Source organism: Paenibacillus sp. FSL F4-0097, assembly GCF_038593125.1.
GTDB lineage: Bacteria > Bacillota > Bacilli > Paenibacillales > Paenibacillaceae > Paenibacillus_AQ > Paenibacillus_AQ odorifer.
In genome coordinates this window covers 5,959,306-5,976,050 of the sequence record NZ_CP151965.1, presented here as the reverse complement: position 1 = coordinate 5,976,050, position 16,745 = coordinate 5,959,306, and the positions used below count along the sequence as shown (strand labels likewise).

The 16,745-nt window shown below is 35.8% G+C and carries 14 protein-coding genes and 1 pseudogene; 6 read left to right on the top strand and 9 right to left on the bottom strand.

The window, feature by feature from the left end; all coding sequences use genetic code 11:
• The first annotated feature begins 126 nt into the window (after positions 1-126).
• From MHH86_RS26745 to MHH86_RS26725, 5 genes are all read left to right on the top strand, one after another.
• On the top strand, positions 127-1,287 hold the full coding sequence (locus MHH86_RS26745) for a cysteine desulfurase family protein (RefSeq protein ID WP_036685473.1): 1,161 nt from the start codon (positions 127-129) through the stop codon (positions 1,285-1,287).
• 13 nt (positions 1,288-1,300) lie between these two features.
• Positions 1,301-1,708 (top strand): hypothetical protein, encoded by a 408-nt coding sequence (locus MHH86_RS26740; protein WP_036685470.1) that lies wholly within the window; start codon positions 1,301-1,303, stop codon positions 1,706-1,708.
• 417 nt (positions 1,709-2,125) lie between these two features.
• The gene (locus MHH86_RS26735) at positions 2,126-3,949 is read left to right on the top strand and encodes an ABC transporter ATP-binding protein (protein WP_036685468.1); all 1,824 of its coding nucleotides are present in this window, start codon (positions 2,126-2,128) and stop codon (positions 3,947-3,949) included.
• Positions 3,950-4,036: 87 nt separating this feature from the next.
• Positions 4,037-4,183 (top strand): hypothetical protein, encoded by a 147-nt coding sequence (locus MHH86_RS26730; protein WP_155986599.1) that lies wholly within the window; start codon positions 4,037-4,039, stop codon positions 4,181-4,183.
• A gap of 261 nt (positions 4,184-4,444) precedes the next feature.
• Entirely contained in the window at positions 4,445-4,702 is a 258-nt protein-coding gene (locus tag MHH86_RS26725; RefSeq protein ID WP_051491388.1) for a hypothetical protein, read from the top strand.
• Between the two features lie 1,949 nt (positions 4,703-6,651).
• On the opposite strand, the gene MHH86_RS26720 is transcribed toward MHH86_RS26725, so the two are convergent.
• The 4 genes from MHH86_RS26720 to MHH86_RS26705 form a co-directional block, all read right to left on the bottom strand.
• Positions 6,652-8,277: a polysaccharide biosynthesis protein gene (locus tag MHH86_RS26720; RefSeq protein WP_036685467.1), complete on the bottom strand. Its 1,626-nt coding sequence runs from the start codon at positions 8,275-8,277 to the stop codon at positions 6,652-6,654.
• 1,315 nt (positions 8,278-9,592) lie between these two features.
• Positions 9,593-10,009, bottom strand: a complete 417-nt coding sequence (locus tag MHH86_RS26715; protein ID WP_051491387.1) for a hypothetical protein — start codon at positions 10,007-10,009, stop codon at positions 9,593-9,595.
• A 4-nt stretch (positions 10,010-10,013) separates the two neighbouring features.
• Positions 10,014-10,487, bottom strand: coding sequence for a hypothetical protein (locus MHH86_RS26710; protein ID WP_036685465.1), 474 nt, complete (start codon positions 10,485-10,487; stop codon positions 10,014-10,016).
• Positions 10,480-10,887: a hypothetical protein gene (locus MHH86_RS26705; protein ID WP_036685463.1), complete on the bottom strand. Its 408-nt coding sequence runs from the start codon at positions 10,885-10,887 to the stop codon at positions 10,480-10,482. The genes MHH86_RS26710 and MHH86_RS26705 overlap by 8 nt, the downstream gene beginning before the upstream one ends.
• Before the next feature lie 810 nt (positions 10,888-11,697).
• On the opposite strand from MHH86_RS26705, the pseudogene MHH86_RS26700 reads away from it, so the two are divergent.
• Positions 11,698-12,502: pseudogene (locus tag MHH86_RS26700) on the top strand (helix-hairpin-helix domain-containing protein); the annotation flags it as partial.
• A 604-nt stretch (positions 12,503-13,106) separates the two neighbouring features.
• On the opposite strand, the gene MHH86_RS26695 reads toward MHH86_RS26700, so the two are convergent.
• Genes MHH86_RS26695 through MHH86_RS26675 form a run of 5 tightly spaced genes read right to left on the bottom strand, consistent with a single transcriptional unit; the run spans position 13,107 to position 16,561 of the window.
• Positions 13,107-13,661, bottom strand: coding sequence for a methyltransferase domain-containing protein (locus MHH86_RS26695; RefSeq protein WP_051491402.1), 555 nt, complete (start codon positions 13,659-13,661; stop codon positions 13,107-13,109).
• 6 nt (positions 13,662-13,667) lie between these two features.
• Positions 13,668-14,702 (bottom strand): HAMP domain-containing sensor histidine kinase, encoded by a 1,035-nt coding sequence (locus tag MHH86_RS26690; RefSeq protein ID WP_141118554.1) that lies wholly within the window; start codon positions 14,700-14,702, stop codon positions 13,668-13,670.
• A 55-nt stretch (positions 14,703-14,757) separates the two neighbouring features.
• Complete coding sequence (locus MHH86_RS26685) at positions 14,758-15,438, bottom strand: response regulator transcription factor (protein WP_036685458.1); 681 nt, start codon at positions 15,436-15,438, stop codon at positions 14,758-14,760.
• A 31-nt stretch (positions 15,439-15,469) separates the two neighbouring features.
• The gene (locus MHH86_RS26680) at positions 15,470-16,033 is read right to left on the bottom strand and encodes a methyltransferase domain-containing protein (protein ID WP_076098821.1); all 564 of its coding nucleotides are present in this window, start codon (positions 16,031-16,033) and stop codon (positions 15,470-15,472) included.
• A gap of 30 nt (positions 16,034-16,063) precedes the next feature.
• The gene (locus tag MHH86_RS26675; protein WP_076098820.1) at positions 16,064-16,561 is read right to left on the bottom strand and encodes a DedA family protein; all 498 of its coding nucleotides are present in this window, start codon (positions 16,559-16,561) and stop codon (positions 16,064-16,066) included.
• Positions 16,562-16,745 lie beyond the last annotated feature (184 nt).

Sequence of the window (16,745 nt, the reverse complement as noted above, 5' to 3'; positions counted from 1 at the left end):
TCTCCAACAACAATAAACATTTTGTCGAATACCTTGTATTAAAATAAGGTTTTCGACAAGTGAAAAATGATATTCTGACAATATAAGCAGTGGTGTGAAAAAAAAGGAATTTAAGGAGGGATTATCATGGGGGTTTATCTTGATTACAGTGCTTCAACTCCTATGCATAAAAAAGTTTTAAATACATTAATAGAAGTTTCAGGAGATATTTACGCAAATCCCTCATCATTACATCGGATGGGATTTGATGCTAATGATTTAGTGGAAAATTCTAGAGGTATTATTGCAGGTTACTTAGGAGTAAATAGCGATAATATTATTTTTACATCAGGTGCAACAGAATCAAATAATTTAGCAATAACAGGTATAGTTAATAATATTGAAAAAAGTAAAAATACTCTTCATATTATTGTGCCTACTACAGAACATTCATCTGTTTTGAATGTCTACAAAAAAATGGAGTTGCAAGGAGTTAAAGTTTCTTATTTACCAGTTGATGAATACGGAATTATTGATATGGAAATGTTAAAAACAGAAATAACTAAAGATACTGTATTGCTGAGTGTGATGCATGTTAATAATGAGACAGGGGTAATACAGCCGGTTTCTGAAATTGCAAAGTTAATTAGTGAATATCCTAGTGTATGTTTTCATGTTGATGGAGCCCAGGCAGTTGGCAAAACCAAAATTTCATTTGAAGGTATAGACTTGTATACAATATCTGCACATAAAATAGGTGGACCAAAGGGTATTGGTTTACTAATTAAAAAGTCAGATATTGATTTGGCACCTTTAATGTTTGGGGGAGATCAAGAGTTTGGGAACAGACCTGGAACCCTAAACGTTCCTTTAATAGCTGCGTTCACCGAGGCAATTAAGGAGACTATAGATAATTTTGAAGCTGAAAATAAAAAAGTTACAGCATTTAATCAGTATCTTTACTCTCGAATCAGTAAGATGCAAGGGCTTTTTATCAATAGTCCTCCTATCCCGCTTTCAGTCCCTCACATTATCAATTTTTCATTTCCTGAATTAACATCTCCTGTAATACTAAATTTTTTTGATAAACATGGGATAACTATATCTTCTCAATCAGCATGTTCGTCGACTTCTAGTAAAAGTCGAGTATTATCCTCAATGGGTAAAAATGATAGAGTTGCCTCAAGTAGTGTAAGAGTTAGTTTTGGTACCAATACGCAAGAAAGCGACATATTACAGTTCATCGAATGTTTAGAACTATTAATTGGGAATTTAAGTGTAATACATTTTGAAAATAGGATTTTATGATCGGGAGAATTTAATGAAAAATAAACTATTAGAAAAAATAATGAGTAAAAGCAACCCTTTGGGTGTAGGGGATATACTTCCAGATGCTTTTATTGACGATCTGAATTCTCTATATGAGGTAATGGAAGACTCGGAAATAATTTTTATTTTATCTAGTTCGTGTGAAACTTGTATAGAAGTTTTGGATTATCTAAAAATTAATGGATACTTTGATGTGCTTATTCTAATAGAAGGTGAGTTAGAATTCATAGCTGAATTAAGGAGTTGTTTCAAAAAAGTTTATCGAGCAGATTATTCAAAGTTAAAAGAGAGTTTACCTATTCCAGTGACACCTTATATTTATAAAGTTAATCAAGAAAAGGAAATTTTAATGAGTGAGATATGTTATGACATATCAACATTAACAGAGATATTAAAATAGCATATAGATGGTCAAGATATCCAATGATCTTACAATTTTAGACACGAAAGGCTATTTAACTAAAGGCGAGAGCGTTGATTGTTACTGTAAGAATTAAATTTAAAAAAGACATAGGATATTGTTGTGTATATTTTTCATGTTTAAATATCAAATGCTAATTGATGTACTGGTAGAATTGAAATTAGACATATTAAGTTAATCATTGGAGGAATTATACAAAATTTGATACAGTTTCTCTAGAAAAAAGACAAATTTCATAACATTAATTAATTTGAAATAATTTCGTTAATCTCTATGATGTTTTCTCAAAGTGAATTTTACGTAATATACTCTGGAAGTGCCCTGTATTATTTCAAATAACTTACATTGGTAATTATTTTTAACATAATCTAAGATCATCTACTGGAGTTGTTTTGCTTGAAGACAGTTTTATATATTGTGAAAAATACATATCCAACTATTCTAAAAAACTTCCCTATACTTTTTTTGATGAAGTTAATTTTCTACCTAGTAGATGGAGTTACTCCATTAATTCAATTATCAATTACTACCAAAATGATTAACTCTGTTTCAGAAGTTTTGACAAACAAAAACATTATAAAACCACTACTAACAATTTTGGCCTTACAAGTTTTATTTTCTCTTATTATTACTATTATTTCATCTTTATCTAATTTAGTAAGAACTAAAATTGATAACAAAGTCTCGTTTTTAGTTGATAGTGCATTCATCGAAAAAGTGCAGAAATTATCATTCAGTAATTTTGAAGACCCTGAGTTTTTTAATGACTTTGAAAGAATTAGTAATGGCGCGGGAAAGAAAGCGTTTGAGGTTATTGATCTAATACTTTTAATAATAAAGAATAGTATTACTTTAACATTGCTAATATTTGTACTGATGAAAATTCATTTTATTCTTATATTTACTTTAGTACTTATATTTATACCAGTACTTATACAAAATTTAAAAATTGGCAAGAGAGAATATAACTTGTCAATGAGTCTAATACCAACAGAAAGAAAAATGGAATACTTTTATTCAATTCTTAAGGATAAACCAGTAATTAAAGAAATTAAGATATTTAATCAAAGTAGGTATTTGATTGATAAATGGGAGAAGTTATTTTGGGTGTTTTCAAATCAGAAATATAATTTGCAGATAAAAACAGAATTTATTAATTTATTATTATATGGAATGAATATTGTTATCAATCTTCTAATACTGTCGATTACAGTTTTTAGTAGTATTTTGGGTCGTTTAACAATTGGAGGATTTGTAGCAGTTTCTCAAGCGGTAACATCCTCAAGTAATCAAGTAAGAGAACTTGCTACTTCCATTTCAAAAATTTCTCAAACTGCAAGATATGCGATGGACTATTATTCTTTTCTAAATCTCAAAGAAGAGACAAGAGCTAGTGATGTTCAATTGAATGAACCTATATCATGTATTGAAGTGAAAAATTTGAATTTCAAGTATCCGAATAATGAAAACTATACGTTGCAAAATATCTGCTTTAATATTTATGGGGGTAAAAAAATCGCTATTGTAGGGGAGAATGGTGCTGGGAAAAGTACTTTGGCTAAATGTCTTGCAGGTCTTTACGAAATACCTGAAGGTGACATTAACTATAATAATATTAGCATAAACGAAATAGACAAATACTCACTTCGGAGCAATATTACCACATTATTTCAAGATTTCATTAAATATAATATGACTTTAAGGGAAAACTTAAGTTTTGGAAATATATCAAAAATAGATGATGACTTATTTTTAGAGAAAACATTAAATAGATTAAGGTTAAACAAATCTGATAAACAGATGGATCTTCATTTAGATGCTATGTTAGGAGCATATTTTGAAAAAGGAAGAGATTTATCAGGTGGGCAGTGGCAAAAAGTAGCACTTGGAAGATGTCTAATTAGTGAAGCCAATTTATTAATATTAGATGAGCCCACGTCCGCGATTGATCCAATAATGGAGATGGAAATAATAAAAGATATCCTTTCTATTACAGATAGTAAAACTGCTATAATTGTTACTCATAGATTAGCATGTTGTCGCTTCGTTGATGAAATAATTGTATTAGAGAATGGTAAGTTGATTGAACAAGGAGATCATGATTCACTTTTAAGAAAGAATGGTAAATATGCAGAAATGTTTAACTCACAGTTGTCGATGTATAAAGATAACAACGATGAGGAGTTTCGTAGCTTGCCTCTGAGTGTTGGATCTATATAGATTGAATCAGTGATTTTCGAGTATCCGGCAGGCTCTCACCCAATCACTGTCGAACTTAGAAAGATCCTTGATGAGGCGGTGAATGGGATGGAAAAACACGAAGCCCTGTCAGCCATTGAAGAACGACTGAAGTCAACAAAGGATCGTCGAACATACGAGCGACTTCAGACTATTCGTTTAGCGATTAATGGGAATGTCTATAAGCTAAATCGCTACGATTACGTGTCATTCTGAGAAAACAATTCGCAACTACATTCATGCTTATGAAAAGGCAGGAATTCTCGGCCTCATCATGCGGTTATCGCCGGGGCGATCCCCGCGATTGACAAAAGATCAACGCGACGAGTTAAAGCGCGTTATCGTCAGCCAAGTACTGGCAGACGTCTTCACTGCCAGATTCAATTGGACATTACAACTCATTGCAGACTACATCGAGCGGACGTACGGCTGCCAATACTCGTTGCGCGGCGTCCTAAGCTCATGGGACATATGAATATGAGCTATACGAAGCTCACATATACCCTTGCTGCTGCAGACCCTGACAAACAGAAACAGTTTGTCGAAGAAATGTTCCCAGCTTTAAAAATGGTTGGAAATAGCGAAACTGATCATTTTTTGTTTGAAGATGAAAGCATGATCTGTGATTATCAGGCCCTGCAACGAACATGGTTTGAAAAAGGTAAGCAACGTGTTATTTGGACAACAGGCAATCATCGCGGCGTGAAGTCAGATAAGGTAGTGGGAATTCTTTAGTTCAACCTATATAGTTAGTCCCTTTTACTGTTTAGTTATTCACTGAATTATCTACAGTCAACTATGTTGTAAAAGGAAGATGATAGTTTTACTCCTGTATTACTTTAAGTACGGAGCCGCTAAAATCGGCTCTGTATTTTTATTTGGGAAAGTATAATTATCTTGAGACTTATCGCTGAACTACAAACAGTTCTGTCCGATATTCTATTCAAAAGTGTGGTAGAGAGAGAGAAGTGGGATAACCGTTAAACACCGCAAAAAATCCTCACTTCAAAGCCTTTGGAGAAAAGCACTTCTTGCATATTCCACTTACTGTTTTGAACTCTTCGTAGCAGTTAGACCCGCTAATTTAGGAGTATGCCCTAGTCACATTGGTGTTCTAGTAGATTTACGTTTTTTTCACAGTCTTCGGTGAAATGGACTTCGGTCTGCGAGTTGCATAACCCACTTAGAGAATAACGACAGTGCTTTAAGTTTAAAGATTCCGATATTTGGGAATATGGCTTATGCTTGTCCTCATCCAAATTATCCATATCCTAAATCCTACTACCTTCTGCCAAAGATGACGCACTTGTCATGAAACATACATCCTATGGATTCGACGTATTTCTCTCGTAGGTGAACTCTGTTCAAAAAACCACTACACCCTTACGAACTTCATGATGAAATGAATCTCGTAGACGCATTGGAAAGAATCTGTGAACGGCTGTATGAATAATATTTGACATTTGACACGCCTTCGCGATTTAGCCATCTTCGCGCGAAATCTAAGTGGAATTGGCTCAGCAGCATGGATGGCTGCAGCTTTCCTGGATGGAGTTCTACCCGAAAAAAGTTAAACCCAGTAGAATGTTGTGTTAAGAATTTTGCGACAGAATTCTTGCAGTATAGAATCTCAAAGCAGAAGTGCCGTGAAACTGAACGGTCTGATAGAGCCCATTAAACAACATAACTTTTCGATCAGATTGGACTGCTTATTGATGGGCAGCATTGTATCCGACTATCCATGTAATATCTCTAGTCAGATGTTCGTATCAGTACCGGTACGGAACATCTGACTAGAGATATTGCAAAGCCAGTCATGGATTTGGACCGGAAGCTAAAGGGGGGATTAAAGAGAATTACGAGGGATTTGTTTACTAGAGAAGAGAATCCAGCCCTACAATTCGGTAGATGCCGCGATTGTCAAAGATATTTAGCAACGGTACGATCTATTGAATTTACCTGTGAAGTGCTCAAATACACGTGTCAACAGTTCCACGATTTGCTCCGGTCTCAAAACAGAATAATCGATGATGAGCACCCGTGCTTCTGCGTTGAGCGATTTAAAACGCGTATGATGTGAAGATTTAAGGCAAGTATAGCATCGCCAAGCAAAAGGAACTGGATTTAAAAGATAATACCTTTGCAAGGAGAAATTGCCCCGTTGTCACTTTCCAGGAGTCGAACCAGTCCTTTCCTTAGAAGAACAAAGGAAAAGAATTTGGGGAATTGCTAGACTTGAAAGAACGTGTGATTTAGAAATGACCTTTCTCGCTACGTTTTTCCGTTATGCAGATTGGCAATGGATCTAGAAAAGCAGTACTGTTTAGACAGTGGACGCTAATAACATAGAGTCAGGCCCCTTTTTTTATTGGTAAGGTTGCTCGACACTTCCATGATACCAGATAAACGAGATGTTATTTGTAATATCAGTAAATAATTGAGTTCCACTTATGAGCTCAATTATTTAGGCTCAATTTCTAGGTGCGAAAGCTGAATCATTAAAAATTATATAAGAAGCCTATAGATGAACAAGATAAAATAGTATCTACCATTAACTTTTACATCATAATCCTTCTCTACTATATCCACCTATAGTGGCATAGAAAAGATAACAAGTTAAGTTCTCTCATACTATTATGGTGTTGGATTAGGAAAAGACCATAGTTAGCTTTCCTCTATATCAACTATCTTTTACTCCTACCGAATTGCAGCTTCATGAGAGGTTTTAGAAGTTGCTGAACTCCAAGTGGGTAGCTTTCCAATTCTTTAAGATTTAGTACTCTAAGTATAATAAGTAGGAGTAGATAAACGAGAATTATACCGCCTGCGACTATTAAGCAAGTAAGTAGATACGCGACCCTAGTTGTCATGATGTCAGTGAGCATGAGCCCCAATATATTAAGCGCAAGACCAATACATCCAGCTACGAGTACAGATATCAAATAGGAACCCCAGCTAGCACCCAGTATTTGAAATGGTACAACCGACTTCAATAGCCGTAAATTGAGTATCGTAATAATGATGAAGCAGAGTCCTGTGGCAATGATTATACCGTATATCCCCAAAAACTGACTAAGAATAACGCTAGCGATGAGCTTAACCAAAATGCCAATCATCACATAAAACATTGAAGTTCGGGATTTACCCATCCCAAGTAAAATCGAATTTGATGTTGTCATTGTAATTTGAAATATTGTTCCTAGAGTCAGCAGTGCAATCATCTCACTACCTGACGGAGTCTTAAAAAGTAAGCCATTGACTGGATATGCCGCGACCACAAGTGTTAGTACAATCGGTGTACCTGTTAGAATAGCGATACGAAGCGCCAGTATAATCTGATTCTTTAAATAGAGTTCGTCATGTCGGGCATAAGCAGCTGAAATGACTGGAATCAGCGATGTGCTAAGAGCGATGGCAAGTACCGGTGGAATACCGGCGATACTTTGAGCTTTTTGGCCTAAAATATCTATAAGGTGTATTGCTTCTCCCTCGCCGATTTGACCCGCCAAAAGAGGTACAATAAGAGACGAATCAATCAGATAAACCGCCTGTATAGTCATAGAAGCCAATACAATTGGGATAGATAATCTAAATATATCTTTATATATTCTCCATAGTGAGAGTTTTAATTCTGTTTCATTGTGACCCCGTACCTGTGCTGTATCCTCATTACTATACTTAATAGCAAAATAAATCATTACGCAAAAGGCAGCAACGCTGCCTAGCACGCTTCCAAATGAGGCGCCAGCAGCCATAATTGCATTACTATAGCCTTGACGTAAAAGAATGAATGCAAGTAAAATTGCAGTCATAACACGGGCGAACTGCTCAACAATCTGTGATATGCCACCAGAGGTCATATTACCGCGCCCTTGAAAATATCCCCGCATCATTGCAATTGATGGAAATAATAGGAGTGCAGGTGCAATGGCTCTTATTGCTAAAACACTATCCGGCACTCCAGTAGACCGCGCATATACTGGAGCTACTATGTATAAAGCTGTACTCATTACGACACCAACAACCGCTGCGAAGTATAGTGCAGCTCTATATACCTGTTTCGCTTCATTAGGCCGACCTAGTGCATAGAGCTCGGAGACTTTTTTGCTAAGTGTGCTGGGAATACCAGCTGTCGCCAGAGTTAGTAGCAACAAGTAGACATTATTGGCCTGAACGAACGAGGCGTTACCTATTTTATCAAACATATGTTCCAATGGTACTCGCTGAAATATGCCGAGTATACGCGCTATTAGGGCGGCCGCAGCCAAAATCAAAGTACCTTTTATAAAGGATTCTTTCTTGTCAGACAAATCATTTCGCCTTCCTTACAATTAATATTGTGCATTATGAAAAAAATACAATAAACCCCTTTTTAAGTAATTAAGCGTTGTATGCTATTATACATGATCTAAACATCTGCTTTAGTTGTATAAGTTTTCATATGAATGCCTCATAAACCTGTGATCAAAACGAATTTTTATATTCCGTTCATATAAACAACTATACTCCTCCTAGAAATAAATAGTAATTGTGTAAACCCAATAAGTAAATAGTTAATTTAAGATAATTGAAAAAGTCTTAAAATCATAAATTTCCTTATATATGCTTTTGGGAGTAACACGATAGTATTATCTTTAAAATTATTTATGTCTATCAACACAGTAGAGAGATTACATCAATCATTTTAGTAGTAACATATTCTTATAATGAATAAACTACTGACTTTTTGTAAAGGTTGAAAAAGGGCTATTGTTTACTAACTAAAGAGTGAACAAGGTTGACTTAAATCTTTTAAGGACAATTACCAAATAAATAAAGCCTCTCAAATTTCCAAGTAGGGTAATATGATTTAAATAAATCTTAGGTCCGTTGGAAACAAGTAACGAAGAAATCCAAAAACTCAAATAAAGCAAACATGAAGTGACAAAATTATTTGGTGCGATTAACTATGTGGTCGGTTAGGTTCATCACCGAGAGGAAGGCGGATGTCTAACCAATTGAAGAAAATGGCCATGATTTTGACGACAGCAGTAACATCATGCTCAGAGTTACAGCCTTTTAAAAAAGGAAACCCACGCTTGACGTGGGTTTCTCTTCCGCTTTATAGTCCAAACCCGAATATGGTTAAAGAGTATGGGTGTGGCTCAAAGCAGACATGTTGAACAACATCTTCTTAAAAATTAATAAGATTAGACTTCATGTGAATCAATTTATGTAGCGAATAAATAACTACCGCTGGAAACGATAGATCGCCTATTTGTTAAATTATAAACTTAATTGTGCTTTTGAATAACCTTAAAGGTTCTACTAAACATAAACATAAAATGAAATTAATAAAAAATCCATAAAATATTATTTTATGGATTTTTTTAAAAAGAAAATATAACGCATAGTTCTCTTAAGATTAAGTTGCTAAGTACAACAAGTTCCAGTGTCTGAAGTACTGCATGTCTCAAAAATCCAACCGTTAATAAGTTGGGATACAAATGACTGACAAGCAGTTTCATATCTGGTCATTTTGCGTCCCAAAATACATGGACCTCTAAGTTCACAGTAAGTAGTAGTACGTGAATTAAACATAAGACCAGTTATCGCACAATCAGCTGAAGTCATACACATTCTCATTCACCTCCCTTCATTAATTAACATCATCATATCATTAGAGTTATAAACTACCCCTTTATTAACTACTTTCCCAGTGTTGTTCGAAATAATTACAAATGGATGTATTTTCACCTTGTAAACATCATCCATTTCTTTAGAAGATAATGTTATAACTGGGAACTTCCACTCAAAGTAGTCTCTGATTTCCTTATTGATCTCCTCATCTCCGGTTGAAAAAATATAAAGATGATAGTCATTATAGTTCTGACTTATTAAAGAGATAAATGGAAGTAATTCTATACAGCGAGCACAATCCACTGAGATAAAGAATATTAATGATTGATATATATGTATTTCCTTAAGCTCAGGACTTTGAATCAAATTAGGTATCTCAGATCCGACTTGCAAACCTGTATTTTTGGTGGAGATAAAGTTCATTTAATCACATCACTTTATTTAGTAGTGGCCTTGCAAACATCTCTACATCTTTAATATGGTTATAAATATTACCGCTAAAAATTTGGCCGATTTTATTTACCACTAACATGAACGGAACAATTGAACCACAATCAATCTGATCATCAATTATGCGAATATCACAGTTGTACAATTTGACATTGTGATCTTCCTGGAAAAAGTCCTCAGCAGTTTGACCGTCATCGAGATGAAAGAAAATCGCATAATTCATTAAGGGGTTTAGCCTTATAAATTCATTAATTATTTTCGGATCACAGGCAGTACAAGTTGGAGAAAGTAAAAAGATAATCGTACCAATATCTGTATGCGTAATCCAAGTTAAATCAACCTCTAATTGTTCTTTATCTAACAACACTATTTTATTTGGAATATATGTGCCTACGAATCGCTTTTTAACTGTACTTTTCAGGAAATCCGGAATCGGCTTAATATTATCCATTCGCCACTTTGCCCCCATAGGTCTTAAATGGTAAATAATATTGAGAAACAACATCATTTTCAACAATTAAATCGAATCGAAACATTCCTTCTTCTTCGACTACTGGTATTGGAATACTTACTCCAATATCCGCACCAGAAACCTTTTCAGAAATATTAAATTGATTTCTAAGTACAATAGGTTCTGTTTGTCTTAGTAAAATATCATTAATATCATCATAAACTTCTATCCAACAGTCGATACTCTGAACTTTTGGAAGTTCAAATAGTTTCACGAATAAACTGGCATTAAAAATAGCAGGAGTTGCTTTTATATTGATGATTTTCTGAATACTAATTAAATTTAATAGGTTTTGATCCAATAACTGAATTTGTTCACAAACTACAATTATACCTTTCAAATTCACACCTCTTCATTTTTGTTATAACGACTTTAATGTTCGAAATTCGAATAATTCTTTTTGTTTGATCCTTCATAACATATTTCAATTTTCCAAGTAATTATTTTTTATTATTAATGTTAATATGACCAGAATAAATAATGATTCCTTTAATGTTGAATAATTCAATAGGATTCATTAATAATATTCTCCCATGATTAAATACCTAGATTTGCTGAAGAACTTACTTTTCAATAGTTTATTTTAAATCGATTTTTGAGGGATACTCCAATACCGAATTAATTGTTCTAATCAATTAAGGTGGCTCCCCATCACACTCCCCCTTAAATACCTTATTACAATCTATTACTTATATTGATAATATAAAGCTTTTTTTCTGTCGAAAACCTTTTTTTTGAGCAAGGTATTCGACAAAATATTTATTGAGTTATTAATTATTCCAAATCCATGCTGTGGTTTTACTGATGAACTCTAGTACTTCATAAGTCTTTAAAAAGAGAACATGCAATTTTGTGTTACTGGCTGTTGATTCACTTCAAGTCACTTTATTTAATTACGTTGATGTAGTTCGCCTTTTATAAGCTTCAATTTTTCATTTTTATTGTGAGGAGTTACTTCTAAAACACTTTTTCTATGTAGCTTATAATTAACTATTGGTTTGTTATTGTAAGTGAGTTTCTCACTGAACGGTGGCTCAAAATACTCCGAAGTATTCAAAATAATAATCTTATAGATGTATAACGGAACGGAAAATAGTGCTTAACACAATATGGTTTTATAAACATAAGTCAATTTTGAATAATATGCTTATCAGGTAAAGTTACTCCTCTGGCACGTGTGGAGGCGGTTGAGCTGGCCGGAGTTACCGTCCAGAACTGTACGCTGAATAACGTTGGAGATATTGAACGCAGGAATCTCAAGCACGCCCTGGGTACGCGGGTGTTTATCCGCCGCTCGAATGATGTGATTCCGGAAATTCTCGGCAAGGTGACCGAGGAGAGTGATGGCGGGGAGATTATTTTCCCTGAGGATTGTCCAGACTGTGGTTCTCCATTAGAAACGCGAGGTGCGCATCTCTTCTGCAACAATAAACTGGATTGCAAGCCGCAGATTATAGGGCGGATTACTCACTTTGCTTCCCGTGATGCTATGGATATCGAAACCTTTAGCGACAAGACGGCAGGGCAGCTGCATGAGGAACTGAATGTACGGGAACCGGCAGATATTTATATGAGCTGAGCTTTGAGCAGCTTGTGAAGCTGGAGCGTTTCGGGGAGAAAAGGCGGATAATCTGCTCAAGGTCCTGGAAGAGAGCAAAGGAAGAGACCTTGCTTCCTTCTTGTTTGCCCTTGGTATTCCGAACACTGGCAAAGCGACAACCAAAATGCTGGCAGATCACTACTTCAGTCTGGAAGCCGCGATGAACGCAAACGCCGAGAAATTAGCCGGTCTGCCGGACATCGGGGGCATTGTAGTTGAGAGCATCGTAAGCTTCTTAGCCGATCCTGTTGTGGTAACCAGCATTAACAGTGTGCTTGCATTGGGTGTGCAGGCAAAGGCACCCGAGGCCCCACGCCAGGTGAATACCAACTCCTTCTTCAGCGGCAAAACGGTAGCTAACCGGTTCACTGCAGAAGTTACGCTATTCATGACAGCCTCCGATGTACTGAAACGTAATTAAGATTTTGCTGTACCAAATCGTCTTGGTACATCGACAGGATTGCATAATCATTGAAGCATTTTATATATAGCGGATTGTGCAGGCGACCGCTATTCCCTAGCGTATACCAAATGGATGTACACGAGCCTTCGGTTAAGTCAAGGTATTAACGATGACTCAAATAGTTCTTCCGCTGATTCTACTGTACCCAAGACAAACGGTTGATACGAGTAGAATAAAACTGGTTGCTCTGGATTAAGTACATTTCAGGCAAGGTAGTGCTAAAAGATCACGATAATGACAAAGGTGGTTTGAATTGTATCAGTTATTTTCGTTAGAAAAACAACTTATCTCAATTGTACTTGTTAGATATCTCATGCATATATTGAAAAAAGCAACCTTTTGGCTGCTTTTCAGTCTCAATTATAACCGTTACTCACATAGTTTTCTCACACTAAATCCAGTCCTGCAACAGTATTGGCTGCATATTGGGCTGGTCATTTCCATTCTCAATACTTATACATTCTTTAGAAATTACTGTTTTCCGAGTATTCATCTGTCATTCTTTTTTACGACAAATATATACGAATGTTGGAGGGAAAGTGTAAGGCATAAATTCAATTTTCTCAATAAGTAGTTGTTTAGCCCATTTTTTTTTCATGTGCAGCGAGTGCTGATATGCAACTAAAATTCCGCCTGGTTTAAGTGACTTAACAATCTGATGTAGGATTTTGTCACGCATTTCAATTGAAAAATTAAAAAATGGTAATCCGCAAATTATGCAATCTAACTCACGGATGCCTTCCTGATTCAATTTCTTGAGTAAGTAGCTGGCGTTGGAATGGAAAATGCATTCCGGATAAATTGATTTTAAGTGTTCTCTCATTTTTTTATTCCGCTCAAACAAAAGCACTTTTGTAGAATTCGTTAATTGTGATGTCATGAGATGTGTAATAGCACCTGTACCAGCTCCAAGCTCTGCAACGGCATTTACATTATGCCATTGTACAGACTGGATTATTTTATTGGCTAATAATTGCGAACTGGGTAGAATATTTCCTACCCGATTTGGATCTTTGAGGAAGCCTTGTAAGAAAAGTAAGTATTCAGACATAATCAATTAGCAATCCTCTCCGAAAGGCAATCTCAGTTGGAATGTGAAGACGTCATGAGTGTGTTTAAGCGTTAAAGTACCCTTGTGCAACTCAGCAATATTCCTAGCTATCGAAAGACCAAGTCCTGCCCCGGTTTGAATTCCCTGGCTTTTTCTTGAGTGGTCAACCTTATAAAATCGGTCAAATAGACGGTTTTCTTGATCCTGTGAGAGGGGAGTTCCTTTATTTTCAATCTCAATGGTACAGTGTTCAGAATCGGTTGTAATTCGTATGCTAATGCTTCCCGGGCTGATGGAATATTTTAAGGCGTTCATAAGTAGATTATCTATGGCTCTGGCTATTTTCTCACTGTCGATTAAGGTGATGATTGGACTCTTATCTATATCTTTTATAAGATGCACATTGTTTTCTTGAGCGATTGGTTCGAATTCGAACAATAATTGATTCAAAAGCTGTGACAAATCGATTCTCTCCAGATTTAAACGGGAATCCACCGAATTAAGTCGGGTATATTCAAACAAATCATCAAGGAGTTTCTTCAAATGAAGCGCCTTGTTATAGGTGTTTTGAATAAAACGTGTGTATTCTTTTTTATCTTGGTACGATTCTGTACGTAAAAGCTCAATATACCCGATAATACTTGTAAGAGGGGTACGTAAGTCGTGTGAAATCCCCGTGATCATCTCCATCTTGGATTTTTCTATTTCGCGTTCCTTGATGATCTGTTGCTCTAAGCGCTCTGCCATCCGGTTGATGTTCAAAGCCACCAGTCCTAGTTCATCTTGGCGCACAACATTTACCCGATAACTCAAATTACCTTCGGATATAATCTGAAGTCCTTGTTCCAGCGCAATTAAATCTTTGACGATTCGCCGGGTCAATGTAAAAAATGTAATAACGAAAATAATGAAAAACATCGGAGTAAGAAGGTAGGCAAGAAAATTGAACACCCAATCCAATTTTGTTGCATTTCCAAAATGAAATAACAAGATGCTAAGTGAGGTATTTATCGCAATGGTAATTATGAAACTCAACACCATCCTGATTAAGATATTGGATTGAATGCGTTTATTTATTTGTAGATTTCGTATGATTTTAATCAACTTTGTAACCAACTCCCCAGACTGTCTTAATATACAGAGGTTCTCTTGGATTTTCCTCTAATTTTTCTCTTAAGTTACGAATATGAACCATTACGGTATTGTCAGAATATCCGTAAGGCTCTTTCCATACACTCTCGTAAATTTGCTCCGAACTATAAACTTGCCCAGGCCGGCTTGCAAGCAGGGTTAAAATCGCAAACTCTAGTGGAGTTAATGAAACTTCAATTCCATTTAACTTTACGGAATGTTTATTTTTATCTATGATCAGGTTTTTAATTATAAGCAGAGAGTTGAATTCTTCCTTTCCAATTAAGGACTGACGCCGTAACTGAGCTTTTACACGGGCCAGTAGTTCCAGTGGATTAAACGGTTTGATCATGTAATCATCTGCCCCGGTAGTTAGACCTGTGATTTTATCAATGTCCTCTTGCTTGGCTGAGAGCATAATAATTGGGATATTTGATATTTCCCTAATTTTGAGACAGGCTGTGATACCGTCCATTTGAGGCATCATCACATCCAGGATAACCAGTTGAATGGATGTTGTTTGTATTGTACTCAACGCCTCTTGACCATCTGCAGCTTCAAGCACTTGGTAACCTTCATTTCTTAAATAAACATGAATCACATCTCGAATTTCAGAATCATCATCTGCAACAAGAATTGTATTCAATGGACGCTGCCCCTCTTCTATATTTATTTTATTATGTTTCCCTTTTACGACAGACGTAGACGAAAGCGGGAGGGAAATTAAATGGCACATATTTTATTGTATCAATATTAAAATATTCGGAGAGTTGCTTCTTCATTTGAAGTGAATACTGAAAGGCGATAAATAATCCCTCAGGTTTAAGGGATTGGTAGATCTGTTCAACCAATGTATTTCTTAATTGGGGATCAAAATTGAAAAAGGGCAGCCCACTAAAAATACAATCCAACTGATGAATATGTGAACTTTTAATTGTTTCTACTAAACTAGCAGCATTTTGATAACAGGAAAAGTCCGGATAGCTTGTCTTCAGGTTATGCCTCATGGTTTTATCCATCTCAAATAGTAACACTTTCGTTGTACTAGTTACCTTAGTATTGATTACACGGGTGATTGCACCTGTACCTGATCCAAGTTCAGCGACTGCTTTAACTTCATGCCAAGGGGCTTGGTTAACCATGCTGTGTGCCAGAAACCGGGAACTCGGGGTAACACTGCCTACCTGTTTTGGATCATGAATAAAACTTTTTAAAAATAAGAGTTTTTCATTGAAGCTCATTCGGAATTCCTCCATAATTTTAGAATTGATTTAGATGTTTATTAATTTTGATAGGATGTGATCTCCAAAGTACGTTCCTACAAAAAAGAACAGTAAGGTCCAACTTAAAGCACTGGGATATGAAATAAGGGCAAATCGTTTATAGCTTGTACCGCTGAGCCCGATCAACATGGGAATGATGTAACGTACAACTGGAATAAACATGCCGATATACGTAGCTGTACGCCCACGTTTTTTTAGAATCTGCTCTGCTTTTTTAAAATGTCTATTAGCTTCAAATTTGCACTTCAGCTTTTGCCCAAAGAATTTACCTGCAAAGTAGGCAACCGTAAAGGCCGTTAATAGCCCTGATAAAATGCAGAAATAAGTCATCCAGGAATTGATAATCCCCATGTGGCTTAGGGTAGCTCCAGTGAGGATTGTAATTTCATTAGGGATTGGAATTCCAAAAGGGCCTAACGTGAAAGCAAGATAAAAAATCAGATATCCATACTGATTGATTAGCTCTAAGACGGTATTACTGGCCAATATGCCACCTCCTTCGCTTACTTCAATACAGAAATCTTAACTAAAAAAACTGAGGAATTAGGTGGGGGAATTCTAAAGAAATCCTGAAGAGACTTAAAATTCGATAGGATTGGCCAAGTATCAGTCCCACAGTCACAATAAAAAAGTCCTGAGGATCAAGAAACTCTTGATCCATCAGGACTTT